Raw genomic sequence first — 26804 nt, 5'->3', positions numbered from 1 at the left:
TCGAGAGCAACCCTCAACGCCTGCCGCGTCGGATTAGCTCCCTGGGGGAGGTATCCATGAAGCGCAGCACCGGCACACCACGCCTGATCGACGTCGCCCAGGCCGCAGGGGTGTCGCTCGCCAGCGCGTCCCGCGCGATGACCGGGGGCTCGGGCATCTCGCAGGCGGTCGCCGAGCACGTGCGCCGCATCGCGAAGGAGCTCGGCTACGAACCCGACCTCCACGCGCGCGGACTCGCCGGCGGCCTCGTGCCGACCATCGGCCTGCTCGTGCACGAGATCGGCGACCCGTACTTCTCCGAGATCGCGAGCGGCGTCATCCGCAGCGCGACGCTCGAGAACCGCTCGGTGCAGATCGCGCAGGCCGACCGCACCCCCGAGAGCGAGCTCGCTCAGGTGCAGTCACTCAGGCGCCAGCGCGTCGGCTCGATCATCATCGCCGGTTCCGGGTACGCCGACCCCGGACACGAGGAGAGGATGACGGCGACCCTCACCGACTTCGCCCAGGCGGGCGGGCGCGCAGCCGCGATCGGCCGCCACCACCTCCCCATCGACGCGGTGCTGCCAGACAACCACGGTGCCGGGGTGTCGATCGGACGCCACCTCGCCGAGCTCGGCCACCGCCGTATCGGCGTCGTCGCGGGACCGCGGGAGCTCAACACCGTGACCGACCGGATCGCCGGTCTGCGCGAGGGGCTCTCCGACACCGGCGCGGAACTGGCGATCGTCTTCCACGCGTTCACCCGCGAGGGCGGCATGGCCGGGGCGCGTGAGCTGCTCGATCGCGACCTCACGGCGATCATCGGACTGAACGACGCCATGGCCATCGGCATCCTCAGCGAACTCCGCCAGCACGGCATCCGCGTGCCCGACGATCTCTCGGTCGCCGGCTTCGACGACATCGCGGTCGCCGCCGATGTCGCGCCCGCACTCACCACCGCCCGCATCCCGATGTTCGAGATGGGGCAGCACGCCGTCTCGCTCATCCTGCGCCCCGAGAGCGATGAGCCCCGCACCGTCACCACGTCGCATGAGCTGATCGTCCGCGATTCCTCCGGGCCGCCCCGCTCCTGACGAGGATGCCGCAGGTCGCGATCCGGGACGGGTGCGCGATTCTGCCAGGATGCTGTCATGCCCCGCTTCGATCTCGACCCCGAACAGCTGCGCGTCTACCGCCCCGACGTCGCCGAACCGTCCGACTTCGACGAGTTCTGGCGCACGACGCTCGCGGCGTCCCGCGCGAAGGCGACCCCTGCACGCCTGACCCGCGTCGAGTCGCCGCTGCGCACGGTCGAGGTCTTCGACGTCACATTCTCGGGCTATGACGGGGATCCGATCTCGGCCTGGCTGACCCACCCCGCCGGAGCGCAGGAACCCCTCCCGGTCGTCGTCGAGTACAACGGCTACAACGGCGGGCGGGGCCTCCCCCACGAGCACATCGCGTGGGCCGCCTCCGGCTACGCGCACCTGTTCATGGACACGCGCGGCCAGGGGTCGGGCTGGGGAACCGGCGGCAGCACCCCCGACCCGCACGGCACGGGCCCGTCGGCGGCCGGTTACATGACCAGGGGCATCCTCGACCCGGCCGAGTACTACTATCGCCGCGTCTTCACCGACGGCGTCCTCGCGGTCGACGCCGTGCGCGGCATCGACGGACTCGACCCGGCCCGCGTGGCCGTGACGGGCACGAGCCAGGGCGGCGGCATCGCGATCGCCGTCGGGGGGCTCGCCGAGGGCCTCGTCGCGGTGATGCCCGACGTGCCGTTCCTCTGCCACTTCGAGCGCGCCGTGGGCATGACCGGTCGTGACCCGTACCAGGAGATCGTGCGCTACCTCTCCGTGCACCGCGACCACGTCGAGCAGGTCTTCACGACCCTCTCGTACTTCGACGGCGTGAACTTCGCGAAGCGCGCGACCGCGCCGGCGCTCTTCTCCGTCGCTCTGCTCGACCCGGTCTGCCCGCCCTCGACGGTGTACGCCGCTCGGAACAGCTGGGACGGCACCGCGGAGATCGTCGACTACCCGTTCAACGAGCACGAGGGCGGCCTCGGCGAGCAGTGGCTCAGGCAGGCCCGATTCCTCGCCGAGGGCGACGTGGCGCGCTGAGGCAGCGACCTCGGCTCTGGGCGCAGGGAGGCCGCGTGCCGCCGGTCACTCGCGCGGCGCGTCGGCCACTTCGACCGAGACCGTGTACCTGGTCCCGTCCACGCCGTCGATGGTGACCGGGGCGTCGAAGGTGGAGCTCGTGTTCGGATCGGTCAGAACGCAGTCGACGACGGTGCCGTCGACGAGGTCGACCTGCCCGTCGCCGCAGTCCATCTCGGGGCGGATGCCGATCTCATCCTCGAGCGCATCGGCAGCGGAGGCGGCGACATCGGAAGCGGGAACGGTGAGATTTGCAGTGGCGCTCACGGTGCAGCCGGATAGCACGCCGGCGACGAGCACCGCGACGAGCAGGGAGACAGCACGTTCGGTACGCATGCCGCCAGCTTAGGGTCCGGCGAGTTCGGGCACCCGCGGACGCGTCAGCGCTGCAGGGTCGGCAGCCGCGGCCACCTCCGCTGCAGAATCTCGAATTTCTGTGACCAAACCGTTGCATTCGTTATCTCGCCGTTATACAGTGATCACACGGTGAATGTTTGCTGTGGCATACACCGCATGTGATTGCAGGACACTCTTGGTGCAAGGGACAAGGGCCGGTCGGGAGCCTCTCCGACCGGCCCTTTACTGTGCCGTACTCTTTTCTCCATGACCGATCGCAAGCTCGCCCTCGAGGCCTGGGAGAGCCTGTTCCGCGCGCAGCACGAGCTGTTCACCGAGATGAACACCGACTTCGACCACTCCGATCTCGGACAGGCCGAGTACGACGTCCTGCTCACGGTCACCCGCTCCCCCGAGATGTCGGCACGACTGCGCGATGTCACCGCCAACATGCTCATCAGTCAGCCCAGCGTCTCTCGCCTGGTCGACCGCATGGTCACCCGCGGGCTCGTCGAGAAGTGCCCCGACCCCGACGACGGTCGCGGTGCACTCATCAGGGCGACGGATGCCGGGGCCAGAGCGTTCCGCAGCGTCGCCACCGTGCACGGGCGCTCGATCGCCGCGCGCATGTCGGTGCTCGAGGATGCCGAGCTGCGCACCCTGCGCGACCTGGCGGACAAACTCCGCGGGCGCTGACGCGCGGCATCCCGGCGCTCCCCCTGGCCCTGCATCCCACCCTCACTCTCACCCCCACCCGTCACCCGGCACCCTCACCCGGCACCCTCACCCGTCACCCCGTCGGGCGGAGTTCTCCCCGTCGGGAGGACTCCCGCGCCACGAACTTCCGCCCGTCGCGGACTTCGCCGCCCAAACCGGCGCCCGCGACCCCGCAGCGTTGATCACCCCGTCGGGCGGAGTTCTCCCCGCCGGGAGGACTCCTACGCCACGAACTTCCGCCCGTCGCGGACTTCGCCGCCCGAACCGGCCGGCGCAGGGGAATTCTGCCCGCGCGGACACGAGCCGTTCTCTGGCAGGGTGGAACCGAGTCCCGGCACATCGCGCCGCGACCACGGACCACCCCCTCGGGGGGACCAGGGAGGTCATCCATGGAGATCGCCGGAATCGTCGGCATCCTCGTCATCGTCGGCATCGCAGTCGTCGCCGTCATCGTCGTCCTGCTCATCCTGCTGCTGTTCGCACGCAGCTGGATCAAGGTCGCCCGAGCCGACGAGGCGCTCGTCATCTCGGGGCGCAAGCAGAAGGTCGCCCGCGCCGTGATCGGCACCGACGGCACGACCCGCGACGAGATGTCCGAGTCGCCCGTCACGGTCATCGTGAACGGCAAGTCGCTCGTCAACCCGATCACGCAGCGCCACGAGATCATCTCGCTGCGCTCGCGTCAGGTGTCGCTGAACGCTGAAGCACAGTCGCTCGACAGCGTGACGCTCAACGTCGACGGCGTCGCGATCGTCAAGATCGGCTCCGATCCCATCCTCGTGCGCCGCGCCGCCGAGCGTTTCGCCTCGCAGGACAAGGCCATCGAGCAGTTCACCACCGAACAGCTCGAGGGCGCCCTCCGCGGTATCGTCGCGACGCTCTCGGTCGTCGAGCTCATGCGCGAGCGCAAGAAGTTCTCCGACCAGATCGCGGCCGACGTGTCGCAGGAGCTCGCCGAGCAGGGTCTGATCCTCGACTCGTTCCAGATCAAGGGCATCACCGACAAGGTCGGCTACATCCAGTCGCTGGGTGCGCCCGAGATCCAGGCCAAGCGTCAGTCGGCGGAAATCTCGCAGACGAACGCCGATCGTGCGATCAACCAGAAGAACATCGCCAACCAGGAAGCCAACCTGGTCGAGCAGACCGCTCTCGACACGAACACCGCGAACGCCAACGCCGGCATCGGCCGTGCGCGCGCCGAGGCGGAGCAGGCCGAGAACCTCGCCCGCGAGCAGGCCCAGCAGGCCGTTCTGCAGCAGCAGGCCGAGAACCGGCAGGCCCAGCTCGACGCCGACGTCAAGCGCGTCGCCGACGCGCAGCGGTACGAGGCCGAGACCCGTGCCCAGGCCGAGCTGTACACGCGTGAGCGCTCGGCCGAGGCCGCGGCGATCGAGCAGGTGAAGCAGGCTGAGGCCCGCACCCGCATCGCCGAGCAGCAGGCGCAGGCCGACCAGGCGAAGGCCAACGGTGAGGCCGCGGCCGCCATCGCCCGCGCGACCGGTGAGGCCGACGCGCTGCGCGCCCAGGCCGAGGCCGAGTCCGAGGCACGCCGTCTGCGAGCGAACGCCGAGGCCGACGCGATCCGCGCCGAGGGTGAGGCGCGGGCCGCCGCGGTCGAGGCCGAGGCGAAGGCCATCGCCTCGAACCAGGACGCGTTCCTGTCGCAGCGCGTGCTCGAGACCCTGCCGTCGATCATGGCCGAGTTCGCCAAGGGCTACTCGACGATCGGCAGCGTCTCGATCATCGGCGGCTCCGGCGACGGTGCGTCCGACCTCGTCGGCGCCGACAGCGCCAAGGCGTTGAAGTCGGTGTTCGACAGCGTCAGCTCCGCCACCGGGCTTGACCTCGCGTCGATCATCCAGGGCCAGGCGGTCGGCCGCGGCATCGGCGAGGGGGTGGCCGCGGCATCCGCGCCCGCCGCGACGCGCGAGCCGAAGCCCACCACGCCTCCGCCGCCCGCTCCGCCGGCCTCCGCCGCGGAGTAGCAGCACGAGCACAGCGGATGCCGCGGCCGGATAGGTCGCGGCATCCGCTGTGTCGTGTGGTGCCGGTGCGACGCTTCGGGGGCCGGGAACACAGATGACGGCTTCGTCCGCCGGAATCGTCCGACATGTGGCGTGTCGGCCCCCGACGTGTCGCGCGCGGGGTGCCCGCGCGATCCGCCCGCACCGCGACGCGGCAGACTGGACGGGTGACCGCCGCCTTCGACCTCGCCGCCATCGGCGCAGGACTCTCGTTCGCGGCGGCCGTCGACGACCTCTCCGCTGCGCTCGACCGGAGCGCGGCCGTCGTCGTCAGCGCCCCTCCCGGAACGGGCAAGACGACGCTCGTGCCCCCGCTGTCGGCCTCCCGCTCGCGCGGACGCGTCATCGTCACGCAGCCGCGCCGTGTCGCCGCCCGCGCGGCAGCCCGCCGGCTCGCCCACCTCGACGGTTCGGCCCTGGGCGACCGGGTGGGGTTCACCGTCCGAGGAGAGCGAGTGGTCGGCCCCTCGACCCGGATCGAGTTCGTCACCGCGGGTGTGCTCCTGCGACGGATGCTCGACGACCCGGGGCTCGACGGAGTGGACGCTGTGATCCTCGACGAGGTGCACGAGCGCGCCCTCGAGACCGACCTGCTGATCGGGCTCCTGTCGGAGGTGCGAGAACTCCGCGACGACCTCTCGATCGTGGCGATGTCGGCCACCCTCGACGCCGAACGCTTCGCCGCCGTGCTCGGTGCAGACGGCGCGCCCGCTCCGATCGTCGACCACCGTGTGCCGGCGTTCCCGCTCACCGAACGATGGACGCCGAGCGCCGCACCGCGCCTCGACGAGCGCGGCGTCACCCGGGCCTTCCTCGATCACGTCGCCCAGACCGCCGCATTCGCCGCACGCGACCTCCGCCGCGATGACCCCGCGGCCGACGTGCTCGTCTTCGCGCCAGGGGCGCGAGAGGTGAGCGAGATCGCACGTCGGATCAGCGCCGCCGCCGACGGTTTCGACGTGCGAGAACTGCATGGCCGAGTCCCCGCGGCAGAGCAGGATGCCGTGGTCCGCGGCCGCGCACCCGACCGACCGCCGCGCATCATCGTGTCGACCTCGCTCGCCGAATCCTCGCTCACCGTGCCGGGTGTGCGGCTCGTCGTCGACAGCTGTCTCGCGCGGCACCCGCAGCGCGACGCCGCTCGCGGCATGACCGGCCTCGTGACGACCGCCGCGCCCCGCTCGTCGTGCGTGCAGCGTGCGGGTCGCGCCACGCGTCAGGGCCCAGGAACGGTGATCCGCTGCGTCGACGAACGCACGTACGCGGCGGCGCCGGTCCGCTCCGTCCCCGAGATCGCCGTCGCCGACCTCGCCGACGCCGCCCTCCTGCTCGCCTGCTGGGGCGCACCAGGCGGGGCGGGTCTGCGGATGATCGACCAGCCGCCCGCCGGCAACCTCGCCGATGCGGTCGCCGTGCTGCAGGGTCTCGGCGCCGTCGAGGACGACGGTCGCGCCACCGCCGAGGGCCGGGCGCTGGCGCGCATCCCCACCGACCCGCGTCTCGCCCGCGCCCTGCGCGACGGCAGCCCGGTGGTCGGCGCTCGGCTCGCTGCCGAGGTCGTCGCCGTGCTGGGCGGCGACCTGCGCGCCGCCGACACCGACGTCGCCCAGGCGCTGATCGGCCTGCGGGGTGGGCGCACTCCGGACGCCCGTCGCTGGCGCCGCGACGCGGATCGTCTCGAACGACTGGTACCGCCGACGCCCGGCATCCGCTCCGACCTCGACGGCATCGGGCTGGTGATCGCGCTCGCCTTCCCCGAGCGCATCGCTCAGCGTGTCGAGCGCTCGGCCGACGGCGCGACGTTCCTCCTCGCCTCCGGCACCCGCGCCGGGGTGCGCGGCGCGCTGGCGTCGACGGAGTGGATCGCCGTCGCCGACGTCGCCCGCGCGGGCGGGCGGGCATCAGCCGGATCCGGCGCGGTCGTCCATGCTGCGGCCGCCCTCACCGAGACGCAGCGCGAGCTCGCCGCGAGCCACCTCGCGACGGATCGCGTCGAGGCGGAGTTCGTCGGCGGTCGCGTGCAGGCCCGACGCGAGCGGCGTATCGGGGCGATCCTGCGATCGTCGGCGCCGGTGCGTCCGACCATCGAGGAAGGACGGGATGCCGTGCGGCGGGCGCTCCGCCGCGACGGCCTCGCGGTGTTCGCCTGGTCGGAGGCGGCCGACGCGCTGCGCCGTCGACTGGCTCTGCTGCGCCGGGAGCTCGGCGCGCCATGGCCGGATGTGACGGATGCCGGGCTGCTGGCGTCTCTCGATACCTGGCTCGCGTCCGAGCTCGACACCCTGGCCGGCGGCACCCCGGTGGGCCGGATCGACCTCGCCACCGCCGTACGCCGCCTGCTGCCCTGGCCGGAGGCGAGCCGTTTCGACGAGCTCGCGCCGGAGAGGTTGGAGGTTCCGAGCGGATCGCGGGTCCGGATCGACTATCCCACCGTCGGCGACGACACCGCCCGGCCCGTGGTGGCCGTGAAGCTGCAGGAGTGCTTCGGGTGGGCCGACACCCCTCGACTCGTCGACGGCCGTGTGCCGGTGCTGTTCCATCTGCTCTCCCCCGCCGGTCGTCCGCTCGCCGTGACCGACGACCTCGCCTCCTTCTGGTCGGGCCCGTACGCGCAGGTGCGTGCCGAGATGCGTGGCCGGTATCCGAAGCATCCGTGGCCGGAGGACCCATGGGCCGCGGCGCCGACCCGCTGGACGAAGAACCGCGCGGCGCGCGAGTCCGGGTAGGACGTGTCGTCTCGCTCCGCTCGACGACCCGCGAGGGGCGGCGGGGAAACGGGGCAGCGGGCTGAAGCAGCGACGGGGCAACGCCGGACAGGCGGGGTGACCAGCCCTAGCGGGTGCGGCGACGGAGGGTGAGAGACGCGAGCACCAGCGCCCCGACGCCGAAGGCGACGACGACGAGCAGCGGACGGTACACGTCCCATCCGCCATCGCCCGCGGCGACCGCGTTGATCGTGTCGATCGCGTAGCTGAGGGGCAGCCAGTCCGAGATCGCGTGCAGAACGTCGGGCATGCGGTCGCGCGGCATGAACAGCCCGCCGAGGATGATCTGCGGGAAGACGAGCAGGGGCATGAATTGCACCGCCTGGAACTCCGTCTGCGCGAACGCGCTCGCGAGCAATCCGAGCGCTGTGCCGAGCAGGGCGTCGACGACCGCCACGAGGCCGAGCTGCCACAGCTCGCCCTGCACCTCGAGCCCGCAGACACCGACGGCGAACGACACCGTGATCACCGCCTGCAGCACCGCAAGAACCCCGAACGCGAGCGCGTAGCCGAGGATGAAGTCGGCCTTGGCGAGGGGCGTCGTCATGAGGCGTTCCAGGGTGCCCGACCGGCGCTCGCGCAGCGTCGTGATCGACGTGATGAGGAACATCACGATGAACGGGAACAGCGCGAGGATCGCGCCGCCGAACGCATCGAACACACCCTCCTGATCGCTGAACAGCCAGGCGAACAGCCCCACCAGCAGGCTCGGGGCGATGAGCATGAGCGCGATCGACCGCGGGTCGTGCCGCAACTGCCCGAGAACCCGTCGCGCGGTGGCCGCCAGGCGCCCCACGTTCATGCGCCGGCCTCCCGCCGAGCGCGTCTCGTCGTGGGGCGGCGCGCTTCGGCATCCCGACTGTCGCGTCGGATCAGCGCGAGGAACGCCGCATCGGGATCCTCCGCGCCCGTGTCCTGCAGCAACGCGGTCGGGGTGGTGTCGGCGATGATGCGGCCGGAGCGCATGAGCAGCAGCCGATCGCAGCGCAGCGCCTCATCCATGACGTGGCTCGAGACGATCAGGGTCGCCCCGCGCTCGGAGAGCCCGCGGAACAGGTCCCACAGCTCGACGCGCAGCACCGGGTCGAGACCCACCGTGGGCTCATCGAGCACGATGAGATCCGGCGACCCGACGAGCGCCATGCCCAGCGAGACCCGCGTCGCCTGCCCGCCGCTGAGCGAGTCGACGCGTTGGCCGGCCTGGTCGCGGAGTCCGACCTCGTCGAGAACACGGTCGACGTCGCCCTTCGGCGCCCCGAGCACCGCCCCGAGATATCCGAGATTCTGTCGCACCGTGAGGTCGCCGTACACCGCGCCACCTTGAGTGCCATATGCGACGCGGTGACGCAGCGGGCGTGCGCCGGCGGGCTGCCCGAGCACCGTGACAGTTCCGCCGTCGACGCGCTGCACGCCCACGATGGCCCGCAGCAGGGTGGTCTTGCCGCATCCCGAGGGTCCGAGCAGGCCCGTGATCCGCCCTCGCGGGATCGTCAGGTCGATGCCGCCGAACACCTCCGTGCGCCCGCGGCGTACGCGCAGTCCCTCGATCTCGACCGCCGCTCCGCCCGCCATGCGATGACTATCCTCCCGGCGGCGCCGCTGGTCAACAGGACGAGCGGATGCCGTCGCCGACCGCTCAGTCCAGCAGGTGCCGCAGGTAGCGGGGCGGGTCCTGCAGGAACGACCGCCAATGATTCACGAGCTCGAGGTCCTCCCACTCGGCAGGGCGGATGCCCCACTCCCCGACCTCGAGGATCTTCGCGCCGGGCAGTGCGGCGAGCACCGGTGAATGCGTCGCGCACAGCACCTGCCCGCCTTCGTCGACGATGCGCTGCAGCACGGCGATGAGCGCGAGCGTCGACTGGAAGGACAGCGCCGCCTCTGGTTCGTCGAGGCAGTAGAAGCCCGGTTCGTCGAAGCGGCTGTCGAGCAGAGCGAGGAACGACTCCCCATGGCTCATCTCGTGGAACGGCACGTCGGGGGCGCGCGTCGACGGGTTGTCTTCGAGATACGTGTAGAACGAGTGCATCGTCTCGGCACGGAGGAAGAAGCCCCAGCGGTTCGCCCCCACCCCGCGCTGCAGCCGGAGCCACTCCGACAGCGGCGACTCGGTCGGTCGAGTGCTGTGCTGCGCCTGGCGCGAACCGCCCTCGGGCGAGAGCCCGTAGGCGACGGCGATCCCCTCGACGACGGTCGACTTGCCGCTGCCGTTCTCGCCGACGAGGAACGTCACGCCGGGGTCGAGGTCGATGCCCTCCCGGAGCACCTGCGCGACAGCCGGGATGCTGGTCGGCCACAGTCCGCCCGGTTCGGGCGCGTCGTCGTTCGCTCTGACGCCGACGATCGGCTGCTCCCGCCTCGGCCGCAGACGGGGCGCCCGTCGGTCATCCATCCGTCTCTCCTCGTGTTCGAGCCGGACGATGTCGACTCGCCACGAACGTTACCCGAGGGCTGCGACACCGCCGTCCAGCTCACACCGGGATACTGCGTCGACGTCTGGCCGTCGTCCCCCGAGCCCTGCCAGACTGACCGCATGACTGTCATCGAGAACTCGAAGCTCACCGTCGTCGGGGCGGGCAGCGTCGGCGCGAGCGTCGCCTACGCGTCGCTCATCCGCGGCTCCGCCCGGCACGTCGCGTTGTACGACATCGCTGCCGAGAAGGTCGAGGCCGAGGTGCTCGATCTGGCGCACGGCACCCAGTTCACGGGTTCGAGCGACATCACGGGCGGCAGCGACATCTCTGTCGTCGAGGGCTCGCACGTGGTCGTGATCACTGCCGGTGCGAAGCAGAAACCAGGGCAGACCCGCACCGAGCTCGCGGCCGTCAACGCCGGCATCCTGCAGACCATGATGCCGCGCCTGCTCGAGGTCGCCCCCGATGCGATCTACGTGATCGTGACGAACCCGTGCGACGTGCTCACCGTGCTCGCGCAGGAGGTCACCAACCTGCCGGCGCAGCGCCTCTTCGCTTCGGGCACAGTGCTGGACACCTCGCGACTGCGATGGAAGCTCGCCCAGCGTGCCGGGGTCTCCACCGGCAGCGTGCACGCGCACATCGTCGGCGAGCACGGCGACACCGAGTTCCCGCTGTGGTCGACCGCCACGATCGGCACCGTGCCGATCCTCGAGTGGGAGGCCCCGGGGCATCCGAAGATGACGGTCGACGAGCTCGATGCGATCGCCGTCGACGTGCGCGATGCGGCGTACAAGGTGATCAAGGGCAAGGGGGCGACCAACTACGCGATCGGACTCTCCAGCGCCCGCATCGTCGAGGCCGTGCTCCGAGACGAGCACGCGGTGATGCCGGTGAGCACCGTGCTCGACGGCTTCCACGGACTCGAGGGGGTCGCGCTCTCCGTCCCCTCGATCGTCAGCGCGTCCGGCGCCGTGCCGATCCGGGAGACCCCGTTCTCCCCCAACGAGCTTGGGCTGTTGCGCCGCTCGGCTGACGCACTGCGGGAGGTGCGCGCGTCGCTGGACGCGTGAGCTGCGGCACGTCCCGACCGCACGGGCTGCCCGCGTGAGCGAGCCGCCCGCCGGCCCGCCGACCCGCCGACCCGCCTCGCCGACAGGCGGCCCCCCGCCCGCCCGGCCGCCCGCCCGCGCCCGGTGGCCCCCCGCCGGCCCGCCGACCCGCCGAGCCGCTGATACTCCCGCCCGGCCGCTACCCCTGCGTCCGGTCAGCCGAGGAAGACGGTCGAGAGGGCGAACGACCAGCCGCACATGAAGGCCAGCATGCCGAGGCTGTAGCCGATCGAGGCCCGAAGGATCTCGCCCTCTCTGCCCGACAGACCGACCGCACCGGCCGCGATCGCGATCGACTGCGGGGAGACGACTTTGGCGGTCGTGCCTCCCGCCGTGTTGGCGGCGACGAGGAGGTCGGGCTGCACGCCGATCCGCTGCGCCGTCGCCACCTGCAGCGGGCCGAACAGGGTGTTGTTGTTGACGACCCATCCGGTGAGGAACACTCCGATCCATCCGATGATCGGTGCGAGCAGCGGGAAGACCGGCCCGGCGGCGGCGAGCGCGCTGCCGATGGTCGCGGATCCGCCCGAGTAGTTCGCGATGTCGGCGAGCACGAGGATCGCCGCGATGAGCACGAGAGCCTGCCAGAGCTCGCGGACCGTGGTCGACAGCTGACGCCAGAGGTCGGATGCGGTGAGCTGCGGAGTGGTGAGATACGACACCACCACCGCGAGAAGGATCGCCGTCCCGGTGGCGTTGAGCGGCGTGAAGTCCCAGGTGACGGCGACGGCATCGCCGGCCGGCGTGCTGACGGCCCCGGTGAGCCCGGGGATCGGCACCTTGACGACCGCGGCCGCCAGCGCGCCGTCAGCCGCGAACAGTTGCTTGAACCACGGGACGCTCCACACGAGGATGAACGCGGTGAGGATGTAGAACGGGCTCCACGCCACCACCACCTCACGGACGGAGTGCGACGCGACGGCGGGCGCCTCGTTGCCGCCCTCGCGGAAGATGCGTCTCGGCTGCCAGACCCGCCCGAAGACGAACAGGGCGACCATCGCGGCGAGGCCGGCGCCGAGGTCGGCGAGCTCGGGCCCGAGGAACCACAGCACCGACGCCTGGACGCCGCTGAACACCACGCTGACGAGCAGCACCGCCGGCCAGGTCTCGCGGATCCCGCGCCACCCGTCGAGGATCGCCACGAGCAGGAAGGGCACGAGCAGGGTGAGCGGCTGCAGCAGCAGCACCATCGTCTGAGAGAGCTGCATGACGTCGACGCCGGCGACCTGCGCGCCGACGATCACCGGGATCCCGATGGCCCCGTACGCCCCGGCAGCGACATTGGCGACGAGCGACAGCATGGCCGCCTTGACCGGACGGAAGCCGAGTTGCACCAGCAGGGCGGCGCAGATCGCGATGGGCACGCCGAAGCCCGCCGCTCCCTCGAGGAAGGCGCCGAAGGCGAAGCTGATCAGCAGCACCTGGATGCGCTGGTCGGTGGATATGCCCGAGATCGACGCCCTGATGACGTCGAAGCGACCGCTGGCGACGGCCAGGCGGTACAGCCACACGGCCATCACGATGATGTACGCGATCGGCCAGACCGCGGTGAGCACCCCGAGCAGCGCGGAGCCGCCGATGGCGGGGATCGGCATGCCGAACACCAGCACCGCGACGACGATCTCGACCACGACGGCGATCGCCGCAGCGACGATCCCCTTGAGCTTGAGGACGACGAGGCAGAGCAGGAAGACGAGGAGGGGCAGCGCGGCGACCAGTGCCGACAGCCAGAGGTTGGACAGCGGATCGACGTTCTGAGCCCACACGGTCGTTTCCTTTCGTCGCGGGGTCAGAGTAGCGGTCATCCGCCGCTCGGCGCAGGTGTTATCCCCATCTCCCGACCACGAAGGCGTGAACCGCGCTCAGCATTCGATGACGTTCACCGCGAGGCCGCCCTCGCTCGTCTCCTTGTACTTCGTCGACATGTCCATGCCGGTCTGACGCATGGTCTCGACCACCGCGTCGAGCGACACGTAGTGGCTGCCGTCGCCGCGCAGTGCGAGTCGCGCGGCGGTCACGGCGGTCGAGGCGGCGATCGCGTTGCGCTCGATGCACGGGATCTGCACCAGCCCGGCGATCGGGTCGCAGGTGAGTCCGAGGTGGTGCTCCATGGCGATCTCGGCGGCGTTCTCGATCTGCCGATTGGTGCCGCCCATCACCGCGGTGAGCCCGCCGGCGGCCATCGCGCACGCAGACCCGACCTCGGCCTGGCATCCGCCCTCGGCACCCGAGATCGACGCGTTCGCCTTGAACAGCGAGCCGAGCGCGGTAGCGGTGAGGAGGAAACGACGGATGCCGCGGCGGCGGTTCGCCTCGGCGACCGCATCCGGGTCCTCGATCGCGCCGACCGCGACGAGCGACGCCTCGGCGCCGAAGCCGAGCAGAGCGCTGCCGACGAGCTCGCCGTAGGGGGTGACGGCGTTGCCCGCACCGAGTCCGGAGTCGGCGAGGAACCGCCACCAGTACATGCCGACCGCCGGGAGGATCCCGGCTGCGCCGTTGGTCGGCGCCGTCACGACTCGCCCGCCCGCGGCGTTCTCCTCGTTCACCGCGAGCGCGAACGCGCCCAGCCACTCGCCGGGGAGCTCGCGGTGCCCTCCCGACTCGACCTCCTCGAGCTGCTCCCTGATGACGCTCGCCCGCCGCTTCACCTTGAGGATGCCCGGCAGGATGCCGTCGGAATGCAGCCCCGCGTCGACGCAGCCCGACATGGCGTCCCAGATCGCGTCGAGTCCGGCGGCGACGTCTTCTTCGCTGCGCATCGCCGTCTCGTTGAGCCTCGCGACCTCGGCGATCGACAGCCCGTACTCGTCGCAGAGCGTCAGCAGCGACGCCGCATCGGCGTACGAGTACGGCAGCGGCGCGGTCGAGAGCATCGCCTCCTCCCCGTCCCGGCGGATGAAGCCCCCGCCGACCGAGTAGTAGGTCTCCTCTGCGACGACGGAGCCCTCTGCATCCCACGCCGTGATCGTCATCGCGTTCGGGTGACCTGGTAGACGCGTCCGGGGAGCGAACACGATGTCGTCCTTCGCGAACGCCACCTCGTGCGTGCCGGCGAGCAGCAGGCCCGCGCCCTCGGGGAAGTCCGTCCACGCCGAGCGCACCGCGGCCGGATCGCAGGTCTCGGGGTCGAGGCCGCGGAGCCCGGCGACCACGGCATCCGGGGTGCCGTGACCGATGCCGGTCGCGCCGAGCGAGCCGAAGAGGGTGCAGCCGACGCACGCGACGCGGTCGACGACTCCGGTGGCGGTGAGGCGTCTGGCGAACTCCCGCGCCGCCCTCATCGGTCCGACCGTGTGGGAGCTGGACGGCCCCACGCCGATGGAGAAGAGGTCGAAGGCCGAGACGTACGCTGTCACCCGTCCAGCGTACGTCGTCGGGCCGATGCGGTCGTCAAGCCCCTTCCCGCAGCGGCACGCCCGCGGCATCCTGAAACCGTCCACCCACGCGAAAGGGATGATCATGAGCGACACCACACCCGAGCAGGACCCGGCCGCCGACCTCGACGCCGAGGCGCAGGCCCCGACCCCGACCCCGTCGTCGGGCGACGCCGGCGAGATCACCGCTGTCTCTCCCGACAGTGAGAGCGACTCGGAGAATCAGACCGAGGGTCAGGCCGAGACCCCCGAGCAGGCGGAGTCCCCGGAGGACGCCGACCCCGCCGAGGTGCCGAGCACGGATGAGCTCGAAGAGCCGAGCACCGAGAAGTCTCCGGGCGAGGAGCCCAAGGCCCCGAAGCGAGACGACCCCGAGCCCGACCATCAGGCGGTCGGGATCGGGGTCGTCGACGGTCCGCAGACGGACCAGGGCGACTGAGGCGGCTCCTACCCCACCTCAGGGCCCGCGTTCTGATCGCAGGTCGTGCCGCCCCGAGGGCGCGGCGGCGGCACGGACTGCGACCGGAACGAGTACTCGCGGCTACTCGACGAGCTTGCCGGTCGTGTCGACCTCGCGCATCAGCTCGGCGATCTCGTCGGAGATCGGCGGAATCTGCTCGCGGGTCACGCCGGTGCCGGGGCTCCAGACGAGATTCACCTGCAGCGTCGGGTCGGTGTCGGGGTAGTCGCTGCGGTTGTGGCAGCCGCGCGTCTCACGCCGCTCGCGCGCCGCTTCCAGGGTGGCCCTCGCCGCGATCACCGAGGCCTTGAGGTCGAAGGCGTGCGCGAGATCCTGGAAGCCCGCGATGTCGGGGTGGATGCCGATGTCCTCCATCCGTCCCTCGATCAGGTCGAGGTCGGCGAGCCCGGCACGAAGTCCCTCCTCCGAACGCACCACACCCGCATGCTCGGTCATGGTGTTGCGGATGGCCCGCTGCAGCGCCCTGACGTTCTCGTGCCCGTCGGCGGCCAGCAGATCGTCGATCTCCGCGCGGGCCCGTGCCACGGCATCCGCCGAGCGCTTCTGCGCGTCGAGACCCGCCGCGTGCGCCATCGCGGCCTGGCCGACGATGCGCCCGTAGACGAGCAGCTCGATGAGCGAGTTGCCGCCGAGGCGGTTGGCCCCGTGCAGTCCGCTCGACGCCTCGCCGATCGCATAGAGACCCTCGACGTCGGTCTGGTGGTCTTCCGAGCGCACCCACACGCCGCCCATCGAGTAGTGCGCGGTGGGCGCGATCTCGATCGGCTCGGCGGTGATGTCGAGCATCTGGAGCTCCATCATCGTCTGATAGACCCGAGGCAGACGGGTCATGATCGTCTCGCGCGGCAGGTGTGACACATCGAGCCAGACGCCGCCGTTCTCGGTGCCTCGTCCTTCGGCGATCTCGGTGTACGCGGCGAGCGCCACGCGGTCGCGGGTCGACAGCTCCATGCGCTCGGGGTCGTACTTCTCCATGAAGCGCTCGCCGAGCGCGTTGCGCAGGATGCCGCCCTCGCCGCGGGCGGCCTCGGAGATGAGGGTGCCCGCCGCGTTCTCGGGCTCGATGATGCCGGAGGGGTGGAACTGCACGAGCTCGGGATCGCGCAGCCGGGCGCCGGCTTCGACGGCGAGGCGGAACGAGTCGCCGGTGTTCTCGTCGCGCCGCGAGGACGTGCGTCGCCAGATGCGATTGTGCCCTCCTGCGGCGAGGATCACGGCATCCGCGTGGATGAGGTAGCGGGTGCCGTCGGCCTGGTCGAAGCCGTACGCCCCGAACACGACGTTGTCGCGCACGAGCAGCCGCGTGATGTAGACGTTGTCGAGCATCGGCACGTCGAGCTGCTCGGCCTTGGCGACGAGCGTGCGCTGGATCTCGAGGCCGGTGTAGTCGCCGGCGAACGCCGTGCGGCGGAAGGTGTGCGCACCGAAGAACCGCTGCGAGATGCGGCCGTCGTCCTCGCGCGCGAAGTCCATGCCCCAGCGTTCGAGATCGCGGATGCCGCGTTCGGCGCCCTGCGTCACGATCTCGACCGTGTGCGGATTGGCGAGCAGGTAGCTCTCCTTGATCGTGTCGGCGGCGTGCTGCTGCCAGCTGTCGTCGGAATCCATGGTGCCGAGGGCGGCGTTGATGCCGCCCGCCGCAAGCGAGGTGTGCGCGTCCTGTCGGGGCCGCTTGCCGACGGCGAGGACGTCGATGCCGTGCTCGGCGACCTCGATCGCCGCGCGGAGGCCGGACCCGCCCGTCCCGATGACGAGGACCGTGGTGGAGATCTGCCGTTCGCGTGTACTCATGCCTTCGACGCTAATTAGGCGATCCTAATAACTCCAATGCATTGTTCTACTGGTATCGATAGACTGCAGGCATGAATCTGGAGCAGCTGCGGGGGTTCGTCGAGGTGGCCCGTTTGGGACACTTCACCCGTGCGTCCGAGCACCTGCACCTCGCGCAGCCCTCGCTGAGCCGGCAGATCTCGACGCTCGAACGCGAACTCGGCGCCGAGCTGTTCCACCGGGCGCGCGGCCACATCAACCTCACAGCGGCGGGCGAGGCGCTGCTCCCCCGCGCGCAGCGGATGCTGGCCGAGGCCGAGGCCATCCGCGAGGAGATGGGCGAGCTGGCCGGACTCCGACGAGGACGGGTACGGCTCGGAGCGCCGCCCACCCTCTGCATCAGCCTCGTCGCCGAAGCCATCAGCACGTTCCACGCGGCGCACCCCGGCGTCGACCTGCACCTCGTCGAGAGCGGGTCGCGCCTGCTCGTCGAGCAGCTCGCCGTCGGCGCCGTGGACATCGCCCTCATCACGGAGTCGGAGGGCCCGCCGCCGTCGGGCTTCAGCCTCAGCCGGATGCAGCTGCTCACCGAGGAGCTGGTGGTCGTCTCGGCCGCATCCCAGCCTCCCGTCGCGGTGACCCCGGCCATCGGCCTCGACCACCTCGCCACGCTCCCCCTCATCGCACTCGACGAGACGTACGAGCTGCGTGCGACGACGGATGCCGCGTTCCGCTCCGCCGGACTCACGCCCACCCATGTGCTCGAGGGGGCGGAGATGGATGCCGTGCTCCGCTTCGTCGAGCGCGGAGTGGGCGTCGCCGTCGTGCCGGCCATGGTGCTGCTCGATCAGCCGGCGCTGAGGTCGGTGCGCCTCACGCACCCGATGATGCGGCGCACCGTGAGCCTCGCGCACCGCGCCGACGTCACCCCCGCGGTCGCCGTCGCCGCGATGCGGAGGGTCATCGTGGCGACCGCCGCCGAGGTAGCCCGCCGCGACCCCGCGATCACCAGTCTGCTCGACTGACGGCATCCCGCCGGCCGACCCTTCGGACTCAGCCGGCGAGCTCGTCCCGCACGATCGCGGCGCCCGCGCTCAGGGCGCTGAGCTTCGCGAGGGCGGCGCCCCGTGGCAGCGGCGCCATGCCGCAGTTCGTGCTCGGCACGAGCTTGTCGGCGTCCACGAAGTCGAGCGCCTGGCGCAGGACGTCCGCGACCTCCTCCGGCGTCTCGACCCTGTCGCTCGCCACATCGATCGCGCCGAGCATGACGTTCTTGCCGCGGATCAGCTCGACGAGGTCGAGGGGGACGTGCGAGTGTGCGCGTTCGAGTGACACGGTGTCGATGATCGACTTCTGCAGCAGCGGGAACGACTCCTCGTACTGACGCCACTCGGGCCCGAGCGTGGCCTTCCAGTCCGTGTTCGCCTTGATGCCGTAGCCGTAGCAGATGTGCACGACGGTCTCGGCGCGCAGCCCCTCGGCCGCGCGCTCCAGGGTCGCGACTCCCCAGTCCTTCAGCTCGTCGAAGAAGACGTTGAAGGCGGGCTCGTCGAACTGGATGACGTCGACGCCGGCCGCTTCGAGCTCCCTCGCCTCTTGGTTGAGGATCGTCGCGAACTCCCACGCGAGCTTCTCGCGGCTGCGGTAGTGCCGGTCGGAGAGCGTGTCGATCATCGTCATCGGGCCAGGCAGCGCCCATTTGATGCGCTGGTCGGTCTGCTGCCGCAGGAACCGCGCGTCCTCGACGAAGACCGGCTTCTCGCGGGTCACCGCACCGACGACGGTCGGCACGCTCGCGTCGTACCGGTCGCGGATGCGCACCGTCTCGCGCTGGTCGAAGTCCACCCCGCTGAGGTGCTCGATGAACGTCGTGACGAAGTGCTGGCGGGTCTGCTCACCGTCGCTGATGATGTCGATGCCGCGGCGCGACTGCTCCTGCACGGCGCTGCGCAGAGCATCCTGCTTGCCCTCGACGAGCGCGTCGCCCTCGAGCTTCCAGGGCGACCAGAGGGTCTCGGGCTGGGCGAGCCATGAGGGCTTGGGAAGGCTGCCCACGATGGAGGTGGGGAGGAGGGAGTTCACGAGTCGTCTCCGGAGTCAGGCGGCCGCAGCCGAGTAGTCGGCGGCCCACTGCGCGAGCACGTCGCCGTGCGGCTTCACGAAGTGCTCCTCGGTGTACCTGCCCTGCGAGCGGGCGAGCTGGTTGCGCTCCTCGCGGTCGTACGCGATCTGCGTCGATGAATAGTCCTGCTGGTCCAGGGTCGGCCGGTAGACGCTCGCCGCTGCGGAGTTCGCGTTGTAGATCTCCGGGCGGTAGATCTTCTGGAAGGTCTCCATCGTGCTGATGGTGCCCGCCAGCTGCAGGTTCGAGTAGTCGCAGAGCAGGTCGCCCTCGAAGTAGAACGCCAGCGGCGCGACAGCACCCGGGGGCATGAAGTACCGCACCCGCAGCCCCATCTTCCCGAAGTAGGCGTCGGTGAGGGAGCCCTCGTCATCCTGCACGTACTCGACACCGAGGATCGGATGGTGGTTCTCAGTGCGGCGGTACTCCTTGCTCGTCGAGACGCTGATGCAGATCACGGGCGACGTCGTGAACCGCTCGCGGTACGCCTCGGAGTCGAGGAAGTGGCGGAACAGCTTGCCGTGCAGGTCGCCGAAGTCGTCGGGGACGGTGAATCTGCCCGCGGCTTCCGCCGCCGCCGGCAGCACCACGCTGAAGTCGAAGTCGCGGACGTACGACGAGAAGTTGTTGCCGACGATGCCGTGGTGGCGCCGTCCGGTCTGCCGGTCGAGGATCTGGATGTCGAGGACCTCGAGCAGCGGGAACGTCTTGTCCTCACCGTCGGCGGTGAACTCCAGCCCCGCCGAGACGATCTCCAGTTCGAGCGTGTAGCGGTCGCGCGTCGGGTTGTCCCAGTGCGCGAGGTCGTTGAACCGGCGGTCGATCATCGTGAGGGCGTTACGGAGGTTCTGCTGACGCTGTTCACCGCGGGCGAGGTTCGCGAAGTTCGTCGTGATGCGCGAGTCGTCGGAGGGCGAATAGTCCTCGTCGAAGCGCGTGGTGGTGATGTGGAACGTGAAATCGTTCGCCATGAGCGGCCCATCTGCTGGCTGAGCGACCAGGGTCGGCCGCGCGGAAGTCTGTGACTCCATGGTGCGGCGAGACCCGGCCCATCGGGTAACTACCGCGAGCTATGCGCCGATATAGTCTCTACCTATGGCACGCGGATCGAGCGGCATCACGCTGCAACAGCTCCTCTATTTCGTCGAGGTCGCGGCGGAGGGCTCGATCAGCGCCGCCGCCGATCTGCTCTACGTCTCGCAGCCCACGATGTCGGCCGCGATGAAAGACCTCGAGGCGAGAGCAGGCCGCACCCTGTTGCTGCGCTCGGCGCGGGGAGTGACGCTCACGACAGACGGCATCGAGTTCCTCGGCTACGCCCGGCAGGTCACGGAGCAGGTGGCACTGCTCGAGCAGCGCTACCTCGGCCGACCGCCGTCGCGGAGGCTGCTCGGCGTCTCGGCACAGCACTACTCGTTCGTGATCGACGCCTTCGTGCGCATGGTGAAGGCCAGCGGCGCTGCCGAGTACGAGTTCTCCCTGCGCGAGACGCGCACCTGGGACATCATCGAAGACGTCCGCACGCTGCGCAGCGAACTCGGCATCCTCTACCGCAACGACTTCAACCGCAGCGTCATCGACAAGTTGCTCCGGGACTCGGGTCTCGCTTTCCACCCGCTGTTCCTCGCGGATCCGCACATCTTCATCTCGCGCAAGAATCCGCTCGCCGCCCGCCACCACGTGACGCTCGACGACCTCGCCGGTCTCCCCCGCCTGACCTTCGATCAGGGGGCGAACAACTCGTTCTACTTCGCCGAGGAGATCCTCTCGACCCTGTCGAGCGCGCAGGAGATCCGCGTCTCGGATCGCGCGACCATCTTCAACCTCATGATCGGCCTCGACGGGTACACGATCTCGACGGGAATCATCAGCGACGACCTCGATCCCGAGATCGTCGCCATCCCGCTCGAGGTCGACGAGCGCATCGAGATCGGCTGGATCGGCCAATCGGCCATCCCCCTCACCGAGCAGGCGCAGCGGTACCTCGACGAGCTGCGAGCGGTCGTGGCGGAGTTCGGGGTCGCGCTGATCGGCTGAGACAGCGCGCGTGCGGGGCCATGCGCCGACGGAAGATCGGAACGCATCGCTTCCGATGCGTTTCCGATCTTCCGAGCCCGGGGATCCGCGGGCGGCGTCACGCCTCGACGGTCTCCTTCTTCGCGTCGGCCTTCGCCTGGGCCCGCGCCACGATGCGCCCGCGGACCGCGAGCAGCAGCACGACGGCGAGGATCACATACAGCGAGATCGAGATCGGCCCCTGGACGAGCACCGAGAAGTCGCCGTTGGCGCTCATCGCGGCATCCCGCAGGCTGGTCTCGGCCAGCGGCCCGAGCACCATGCCGATGATCAGCGGCGCGAGCGGGTAGTCGAGCGCCCGCATGAGGAAACCGAGCAGCCCGATGCCCAGCAGCATGAGCAGATCGAACGCCGAGCCGCTCGTGGCGTAGATCCCGAGAGCGCAGAAGAGCGTGATGCCGGCGTACAGGTACGGGCGCGGGATGAGCAGCAGCTTGGCCCAGAGCATCGCGAACGGCAGGTTCAGGATGAGCAGCACCACCATCGCGATGAAGAAGCTCGCCAGCAGCGCCCACACGAGCTCGGGCGCCCGCTCGAACAGCAGCGGTCCCGGCTGCAACCCGTACTGGCGGAAGGCGGCGAGCATGATCGCGGCGGTCGCCGAGATCGGCAGGCCCAGGGCCAGCAGCGCGCCCATGGCCATGCTGGTCGTGGAGTTGCCCGCCGCCTCCGGTGCGGCAAGGCCGCGGATCGCCCCTGTGCCGAACTTCGGGCGCGACCGGCGCGCATCGAGGCGCTTCTCGAGGCCGTACGCGAGGAAGGTCGGGATCTCGGAGCCGCCAGCGGGCACCACGCCGAACGGGAGCCCGATGGCCGTGCCCCGGAGCCACGCCGGCGTCGCCTCCCGGAACTCGCGCCGCGACAGCCAGGGCCGCCCCGACGGCTTGATGAGCGCCTTGTCCTTCATGTGCCGCTCCAGGCAGGCGACGTAGATGACCTCGCCGAGCGCGAGGATGGCCACGGTCACGGTGACCAGCGAGACACCGTCGAAGAGGTTCGGCGACCCCATCGTGAAGCGCGGGGCGCCCGAGACGCCGTCGACCCCGATGACGGCGATGCCGAGACCGATGAACAGCGAGGTCAGGCCCTTGATGACGTTGTCGGTGACGACCGACGACGTCGCGACGAAGGCGAAGACGGCGAGCGCGAAGAACTCAGCCGGGCCGAAGCGGCTCGAGAAGTCGGCCAGCGCCGGCGCCAGGAAGACCACGACGATCGATCCGATGAAGCCGCCGATGAACGCGCCGATCGCCGCGGTCGCGAGGGCCTGCGCCGCTCGTCCGTTACGGGCCATCTTGTGACCTTCGATGGTCGACGCGATGGCCGAGGCCTGCCCCGGGGTGTTCATCAGGATGCCCATGGTGGAGTCGCCGAAGAGGCCGCCGAAGTACACGCCGGCGAACATGATGAACGCGGCCGTCGGTTCGAGCGAGAAAGTCACCGGCAGCAGCAGGGCGACCGCCATCGAGGAGCCGAGACCGGGCATCACGCCGACCGCGGTGCCAAGCAGGCATCCGATCAGCACCCAGACGAGGTTCTGCCAGGTGAGCGCACCGGCGAAGCCCTCCGTGAGAAGCTGCAGCACATCCATGTCAGAACCCCCAGCCGAGAATGCCCGAGGGCAGCGACATGCCGAGCGCCATGTCGAACGCGATGTACGAGAGCGAGCTCACGGTCAGACCGACCACGAGGCTGAAGAGCCAGCGGGTCGAACCGAACCCGCGGGCGATGCACCAGAACAGGAGTCCTGCGGCGATGATCCAGCCGAGGATGTTCAACACGAGGGAGAACACGAGGAACGAGCCCACCACCCAGGCGAGCGACTTCACGTCGACACGGACCGTGCGCTGCACGGTCGTCTCCTCCGGCGCGGCTGCGGATGCCGGAGTGGCTGCCGATGCGGATGCCGGGGCGGCCGACGCCACCGCCGGCTCCGCCGAGACGGATGCCGTGGCCGCGGCGCCCGCGCCGGACTCAGCGCGGTGCTCGCGCACCGCACCCGCGCCCAGGACGACGGCGAAGGCGTACAGCCCCGCCATGATCAGCAGCGGGAAGAACTGCGGCCCGGGGAACGCGGTCCCCTCGGGCACCTTCATCGTGACGATGCCCACGAGCAGATACGTGGCGAAGGCGACCAGGACGGCCGGCATGGTGAGGTTCTTCAGCAGCGCCGCAGCTCGTCCTGGGCCTGCTCCGAACGAGAGACGCTGCCCGACGACCGCCGACACCGCTGTGGGGTTGTTCTGCGACATCACAGTCCCATCTCCTCGTAGAGCTGCTCGATGCGGAAGTGCTCGTCGGCGAGGAACGCGTCGAGCTCGTCTCCCGTGATCACGCGCTCGGTCCAGCGGTAGCGGTCGATCGCGTCCTTCCATTCCGGCGTCGCGATCGAGTCGGTGATGAGCTCGCGCAGACCGTCGACCTGCTCGTCGTCGAGCCCCGCGGGCGCGGCGAGCATCCGCCAGTTGGTGAGTGAGACGTCGTATCCCTGCTCTGCGGCCGTCGGGATGTCGATGCCGTCGACCGGCTCTTCGGCGACGAGAGCCAGCACGCGCAGACGTCCCGACTCGATCTGATCGATGTTGTCGGGGTAGCCGCCGGCCGCGGCCTGCGCGGTGCCGTTGAGCAGGGCCTGGATGGCCTCGCCGCCGCCGTCCGACGAGATGTAGGTCGTGTCCAGCGGCTCGATGCCCGCGCTGAGCGCGAGATCGGTGACCACGAGCTGGTCGAACGAGCCGCCGCCGGTCCACGGCACGCTCTTCGGATCGGCTTTCCACGCCTCGACGAGATCGTCGAGGGTCTCGTACGGGGAATCAGCGGGCACCACGATCACGTCATACTCCTCGACGACGACGGCGAGCGGCGTCACGTCGTCGAGCGTGGCAGCGGATCCGAACTGAATGGTCGCCGCCATGAGCCCGGTTCCTCCGACGAGGAGGTTGTTCGGCTGCCCCTCGAGCACCGAGACGTTGCCGAGGGCGATCGTGCCGCCGGCGCCGGGCATGTTCACGACCTGGACGTTGTTCACGAGCCCGTTGGCCTTCTGCGCCTGCTGCAGCTCGCGAGCCACGCCGTCCCATCCACCACCCGCCGCAGCGGGGGCGATGATCGTCATAGACGCGTGGATGTCCTGTCCGGCGGCCGCGGACGTGATGGAACCGAATGCGGCGATGCCGATCGCCGCAGCGGCGATCGTGCCGCCTATGACGCGGGGCAGGACCCGCGTACCCGATGAACTCGTCGTCATCATTGCCTCCTCGTGCGGACACCGTTGTCGCCGCAAGACGCTTATTAGGATGGCAAGGGTCCGAGTGCACGTCGCGTGCGCTCGGCTTTGTGCTCATAGATGCTCATGACGCTCAGAGGAGAGCGAGCACGGCGATCCAGCGACGGAGAGGCGGCCGGGATGAGACGTGGAGTCGGTGCCGGCGCCGCGCGCCTCGGCATGCTCGTGCTGCCCAGCGTCATCGTGCTCGCGGCGGTCGGCGTGACGGCGGGGGTCGCGATCGCGGCGCAGGAGCGCAGCATCCGTGCCGCCACGGCCGATCGCGTGCACGAGGTCGCCGTCAGCCTCGCCGTGCTCCCCGAGGTGCAGCGCACGCTGGAATCGGCGGTCGACAGCGGCGACGACGACCACCCGGCGGATGCCGTCGACCTCGCCGCCGCGACGGAGGAGCTCCAGCCGCTCGCCGACATCGTCGGGCAGGCAGCCGGGGTGTACTACGTCGTCATCACCGACGACGAGGGGGTGCGCATCACTCATCCACTCGCCTCCGAGCGCGGCGTGCGCGTGTCGACGACGAACGAATCGGTGCTGGCGGGCGAGGAGTTCCTCGGCACCGAGACCGGGCCGTCCGGCCGGTCGCTGCGCGCCAAGGTTCCCGTCTACGGCGACGGCGACCGGATCGTCGGCATGGTGGCCGTCGGCGTGCTCGAGTCGAGCCTCTCGGCACGACGCGATGAAGCGCTCGGCGACATCCTGCCGTGGATCATCGGCGCCCTCGTGGTCGGAACCCTCGCGAGCTCGGCTGTCGGCGCGGCGATCGAGCGGCGCTTCCGACGTCTCGACGAGCAGGCGGCCGAGCACGAGCATCTGCGCCGCATCAGCACCGCTCTGCAGGAGCAGTCGCACGAGTTCAGCACCAGGCTGCACGTGATCCACGGACTCGTCTCGCACGGCGATGCGGACGACGCGCTCGCGTACATCGACGGCATCGTGCCCGTGCTCACGACCGAGCGCCCCGGCGCTTCGGGCGGGCCGGTCGTGAGCGTGGCGATCGACGCCGTGCGGAGGGAGCTCACGGCGCAGGGAGCGCAGCTCGAGGTCGAGGTCGACGACGACGTCGAGATCGACGAGGGTGTGCTGCTGGTCGTCGCGAACCTCTGTCGCAACGCGGGCGAGGCGGGCGCCGGCACCGTGCGCTGCACCCTGCGGCAGCGAGGTCAGACGCTGGTCGGGTCGGTCGACGACGACGGTCCCGGCATCGACCCCGCCGGCGTCGAGCGGGTGTTCGCGCGCGGATACTCGTCGAAGACGGATCGCACCGTGGGCGGTCGCGGCATCGGTCTCGACCTCGTGCGCCGCACCGTGATGGCGCGCGGCGGAGTGATCGAGGTCGGACGCTCGGCGCTCGGCGGCGCGCGCTTCGATTTCGAGATGGATGCCGTCCGGTGACCGGCATCCGTGTGCTCGTGGTCGACGACGACGCCGGCGCCCGTGCGCTGCACGGTCGGTTCATCGCCGAGACCTCCGGGTTCGACCTGGCGGGCACGGCCGGCACCGGTGCCGCGGCCCTCGCCCAGGTGACCGACGACGTCGACCTGCTGCTGCTCGACATGCGCCTGCCCGACATCAGCGGCGTCGAGGTGCTGCACCGCCTCCGCGCCTTCGGTGGCGGGGGCCCCGACGTGCTCGTGATCAGCTCGTCGCGCGACCAGGTGACGGTGCGGCAGGCCCTCGCGGCGCACGTCGTCGGATACCTCATCAAGCCCTTCACGCAGGAGGTGCTGCGCCGCAGGTTGGAGGAGTACGCCGCACGGCGCAGTGCGCGCGACGCCGAGGAACACGACCGACCGCTCGCCCAGGGCGAGGTCGACCGGCTGCTCGCCACGGGGACGATCCGGCTCGGAGACCGCGCCGGTGATCGGTCGCCGGCAGCCTCCCCCGCCGAGGCGGGCGGCTTGCCGAAGGGGCTCGCCGAGGTCACGTTGGCGCGCGTGATCTCGGCGCTCGACCCGGTCGTCTCACGATCAGCATCCGACATCGCGACGGCCTGCGCGCTCTCGCGGGCGACCGCCCGACGCTACCTCGACCACCTCGTCGCGACCGGCGTGATCGACCTCGCGCACCGGTACGGCAAGCGCGGACGACCGCAGGTGCTCTACCGCCTCGCTCCGTCGCCCGATGCGTGACGGCGCTGGCTGATGGCGGATGCCGGGCCCGGGATGCAGAAATCCCCGCCGCTT

General features: G+C 70.5%; 23 protein-coding genes. 11 read left to right on the top strand and 12 right to left on the bottom strand.

Annotated elements, in window-relative coordinates; genetic code table 11:
• The first annotated feature begins 56 nt into the window (after positions 1 to 56).
• Positions 57 to 1073 (top strand): LacI family DNA-binding transcriptional regulator, encoded by a 1017-nt coding sequence (locus FSY98_RS11510; protein ID WP_144876823.1) that lies wholly within the window; start codon positions 57 to 59, stop codon positions 1071 to 1073.
• A 57-nt stretch (positions 1074 to 1130) separates the two neighbouring features.
• Positions 1131 to 2105: an acetylxylan esterase gene (locus tag FSY98_RS11505; protein WP_144876822.1), complete on the top strand. Its 975-nt coding sequence runs from the start codon at positions 1131 to 1133 to the stop codon at positions 2103 to 2105.
• Positions 2106 to 2150: 45 nt separating this feature from the next.
• On the opposite strand, the gene FSY98_RS11500 is transcribed toward FSY98_RS11505, so the two are convergent.
• A complete protein-coding gene (locus tag FSY98_RS11500) occupies positions 2151 to 2480 on the bottom strand; it encodes a DUF4333 domain-containing protein (RefSeq protein WP_144876821.1) in 330 nt (109 codons plus the stop codon).
• Between the two features lie 267 nt (positions 2481 to 2747).
• On the opposite strand from FSY98_RS11500, the gene FSY98_RS11495 reads away from it, so the two are divergent.
• The 3 genes from FSY98_RS11495 (at position 2748) to hrpB (ending at position 7947) form a co-directional block, all read left to right on the top strand.
• Positions 2748 to 3176: a MarR family winged helix-turn-helix transcriptional regulator gene (locus FSY98_RS11495; protein WP_144876820.1), complete on the top strand. Its 429-nt coding sequence runs from the start codon at positions 2748 to 2750 to the stop codon at positions 3174 to 3176.
• 410 nt (positions 3177 to 3586) lie between these two features.
• Positions 3587 to 5182 (top strand): SPFH domain-containing protein, encoded by a 1596-nt coding sequence (locus tag FSY98_RS11490; protein ID WP_144876819.1) that lies wholly within the window; start codon positions 3587 to 3589, stop codon positions 5180 to 5182.
• A 206-nt stretch (positions 5183 to 5388) separates the two neighbouring features.
• Entirely contained in the window at positions 5389 to 7947 is a 2559-nt protein-coding gene (gene hrpB, locus FSY98_RS11485; protein ID WP_260857381.1) for an ATP-dependent helicase HrpB, read from the top strand.
• Between the two features lie 106 nt (positions 7948 to 8053).
• Here hrpB and FSY98_RS11480 read toward each other — a convergent pair whose 3' ends face one another.
• The 3 genes from FSY98_RS11480 to FSY98_RS11470 all read right to left on the bottom strand — a co-directional run bounded on the left by FSY98_RS11480 (position 8054) and on the right by FSY98_RS11470 (position 10378).
• Positions 8054 to 8788 carry an ABC transporter permease gene (locus tag FSY98_RS11480; RefSeq protein ID WP_144876818.1) on the bottom strand — a complete coding sequence of 245 codons (735 nt, stop codon included), beginning with the start codon at positions 8786 to 8788 and terminating at the stop codon, positions 8054 to 8056.
• A complete protein-coding gene (locus FSY98_RS11475; RefSeq protein ID WP_144876817.1) occupies positions 8785 to 9558 on the bottom strand; it encodes an ABC transporter ATP-binding protein in 774 nt (257 codons plus the stop codon). Before FSY98_RS11475 ends, FSY98_RS11480 begins: the two co-directional genes overlap by 4 nt.
• A gap of 64 nt (positions 9559 to 9622) precedes the next feature.
• Positions 9623 to 10378: an AAA family ATPase gene (locus FSY98_RS11470; RefSeq protein WP_144876816.1), complete on the bottom strand. Its 756-nt coding sequence runs from the start codon at positions 10376 to 10378 to the stop codon at positions 9623 to 9625.
• A gap of 141 nt (positions 10379 to 10519) precedes the next feature.
• Here FSY98_RS11470 and FSY98_RS11465 point away from each other — a divergent pair, with 141 nt between their 5' ends.
• Positions 10520 to 11473 (top strand): L-lactate dehydrogenase, encoded by a 954-nt coding sequence (locus tag FSY98_RS11465; protein ID WP_144876815.1) that lies wholly within the window; start codon positions 10520 to 10522, stop codon positions 11471 to 11473.
• 194 nt (positions 11474 to 11667) lie between these two features.
• Here the strand turns inward: FSY98_RS11465 and FSY98_RS11455 are convergent, their stop codons facing one another.
• Together FSY98_RS11455 and FSY98_RS11450 are read right to left on the bottom strand one after the other, a co-directional pair.
• Positions 11668 to 13278 carry an L-lactate permease gene (locus FSY98_RS11455; protein WP_144876813.1) on the bottom strand — a complete coding sequence of 537 codons (1611 nt, stop codon included), beginning with the start codon at positions 13276 to 13278 and terminating at the stop codon, positions 11668 to 11670.
• Between the two features lie 96 nt (positions 13279 to 13374).
• On the bottom strand, positions 13375 to 14871 hold the full coding sequence (locus tag FSY98_RS11450) for an L-serine ammonia-lyase, iron-sulfur-dependent, subunit alpha (RefSeq protein ID WP_144876812.1): 1497 nt from the start codon (positions 14869 to 14871) through the stop codon (positions 13375 to 13377).
• A gap of 103 nt (positions 14872 to 14974) precedes the next feature.
• Between FSY98_RS11450 and FSY98_RS11445 the strand changes: the two genes are divergently transcribed.
• Entirely contained in the window at positions 14975 to 15328 is a 354-nt protein-coding gene (locus tag FSY98_RS11445; protein ID WP_144876811.1) for a hypothetical protein, read from the top strand.
• Positions 15329 to 15430: 102 nt separating this feature from the next.
• Here the strand turns inward: FSY98_RS11445 and FSY98_RS11440 are convergent, their stop codons facing one another.
• Positions 15431 to 17161, bottom strand: a complete 1731-nt coding sequence (locus FSY98_RS11440; protein ID WP_144876810.1) for an L-aspartate oxidase — start codon at positions 17159 to 17161, stop codon at positions 15431 to 15433.
• Positions 17162 to 17232: 71 nt separating this feature from the next.
• Here FSY98_RS11440 and FSY98_RS11435 point away from each other — a divergent pair, with 71 nt between their 5' ends.
• Positions 17233 to 18165, top strand: coding sequence for a LysR family transcriptional regulator (locus FSY98_RS11435; RefSeq protein ID WP_144876809.1), 933 nt, complete (start codon positions 17233 to 17235; stop codon positions 18163 to 18165).
• Between the two features lie 28 nt (positions 18166 to 18193).
• Here the strand turns inward: FSY98_RS11435 and FSY98_RS11430 are convergent, their stop codons facing one another.
• On the bottom strand, positions 18194 to 19222 hold the full coding sequence (locus tag FSY98_RS11430; RefSeq protein WP_144876808.1) for a methionine synthase: 1029 nt from the start codon (positions 19220 to 19222) through the stop codon (positions 18194 to 18196).
• Positions 19223 to 19237: 15 nt separating this feature from the next.
• Positions 19238 to 20233 carry a putative oxygenase MesX gene (locus FSY98_RS11425; protein WP_144876807.1) on the bottom strand — a complete coding sequence of 332 codons (996 nt, stop codon included), beginning with the start codon at positions 20231 to 20233 and terminating at the stop codon, positions 19238 to 19240.
• Positions 20234 to 20357: 124 nt separating this feature from the next.
• Between FSY98_RS11425 and FSY98_RS11420 the strand changes: the two genes are divergently transcribed.
• Positions 20358 to 21299: a LysR family transcriptional regulator gene (locus tag FSY98_RS11420; protein WP_144876806.1), complete on the top strand. Its 942-nt coding sequence runs from the start codon at positions 20358 to 20360 to the stop codon at positions 21297 to 21299.
• Positions 21300 to 21396: 97 nt separating this feature from the next.
• Here FSY98_RS11420 and FSY98_RS11415 read toward each other — a convergent pair whose 3' ends face one another.
• The 3 genes from FSY98_RS11415 to FSY98_RS11405 are packed head-to-tail and all read right to left on the bottom strand — an operon-like array spanning position 21397 to position 24585.
• On the bottom strand, positions 21397 to 22929 hold the full coding sequence (locus FSY98_RS11415) for a tripartite tricarboxylate transporter permease (RefSeq protein WP_144876805.1): 1533 nt from the start codon (positions 22927 to 22929) through the stop codon (positions 21397 to 21399).
• Position 22930: 1 nt separating this feature from the next.
• The gene (locus FSY98_RS11410; RefSeq protein WP_144876804.1) at positions 22931 to 23590 is read right to left on the bottom strand and encodes a tripartite tricarboxylate transporter TctB family protein; all 660 of its coding nucleotides are present in this window, start codon (positions 23588 to 23590) and stop codon (positions 22931 to 22933) included.
• Complete coding sequence (locus tag FSY98_RS11405; protein ID WP_260857380.1) at positions 23590 to 24585, bottom strand: tripartite tricarboxylate transporter substrate binding protein; 996 nt, start codon at positions 24583 to 24585, stop codon at positions 23590 to 23592. The genes FSY98_RS11410 and FSY98_RS11405 overlap by 1 nt, the downstream gene beginning before the upstream one ends.
• Positions 24586 to 24744: 159 nt before the next feature.
• Here FSY98_RS11405 and FSY98_RS11400 point away from each other — a divergent pair, with 159 nt between their 5' ends.
• Positions 24745 to 26013: an ATP-binding protein gene (locus FSY98_RS11400; RefSeq protein WP_186307658.1), complete on the top strand. Its 1269-nt coding sequence runs from the start codon at positions 24745 to 24747 to the stop codon at positions 26011 to 26013.
• Positions 26010 to 26750: a response regulator gene (locus FSY98_RS11395; protein WP_144876802.1), complete on the top strand. Its 741-nt coding sequence runs from the start codon at positions 26010 to 26012 to the stop codon at positions 26748 to 26750. Before FSY98_RS11400 ends, FSY98_RS11395 begins: the two co-directional genes overlap by 4 nt.
• Positions 26751 to 26804: the final 54 nt, after the last annotated feature.

It is taken from the genome of Microbacterium sp. 1.5R, assembly GCF_007667425.1.
Lineage (GTDB): Bacteria > Actinomycetota > Actinomycetes > Actinomycetales > Microbacteriaceae > Microbacterium.
Note: the sequence above shows the minus strand (reverse complement) of the source record. Positions and strands in the feature narration are given on the sequence as shown.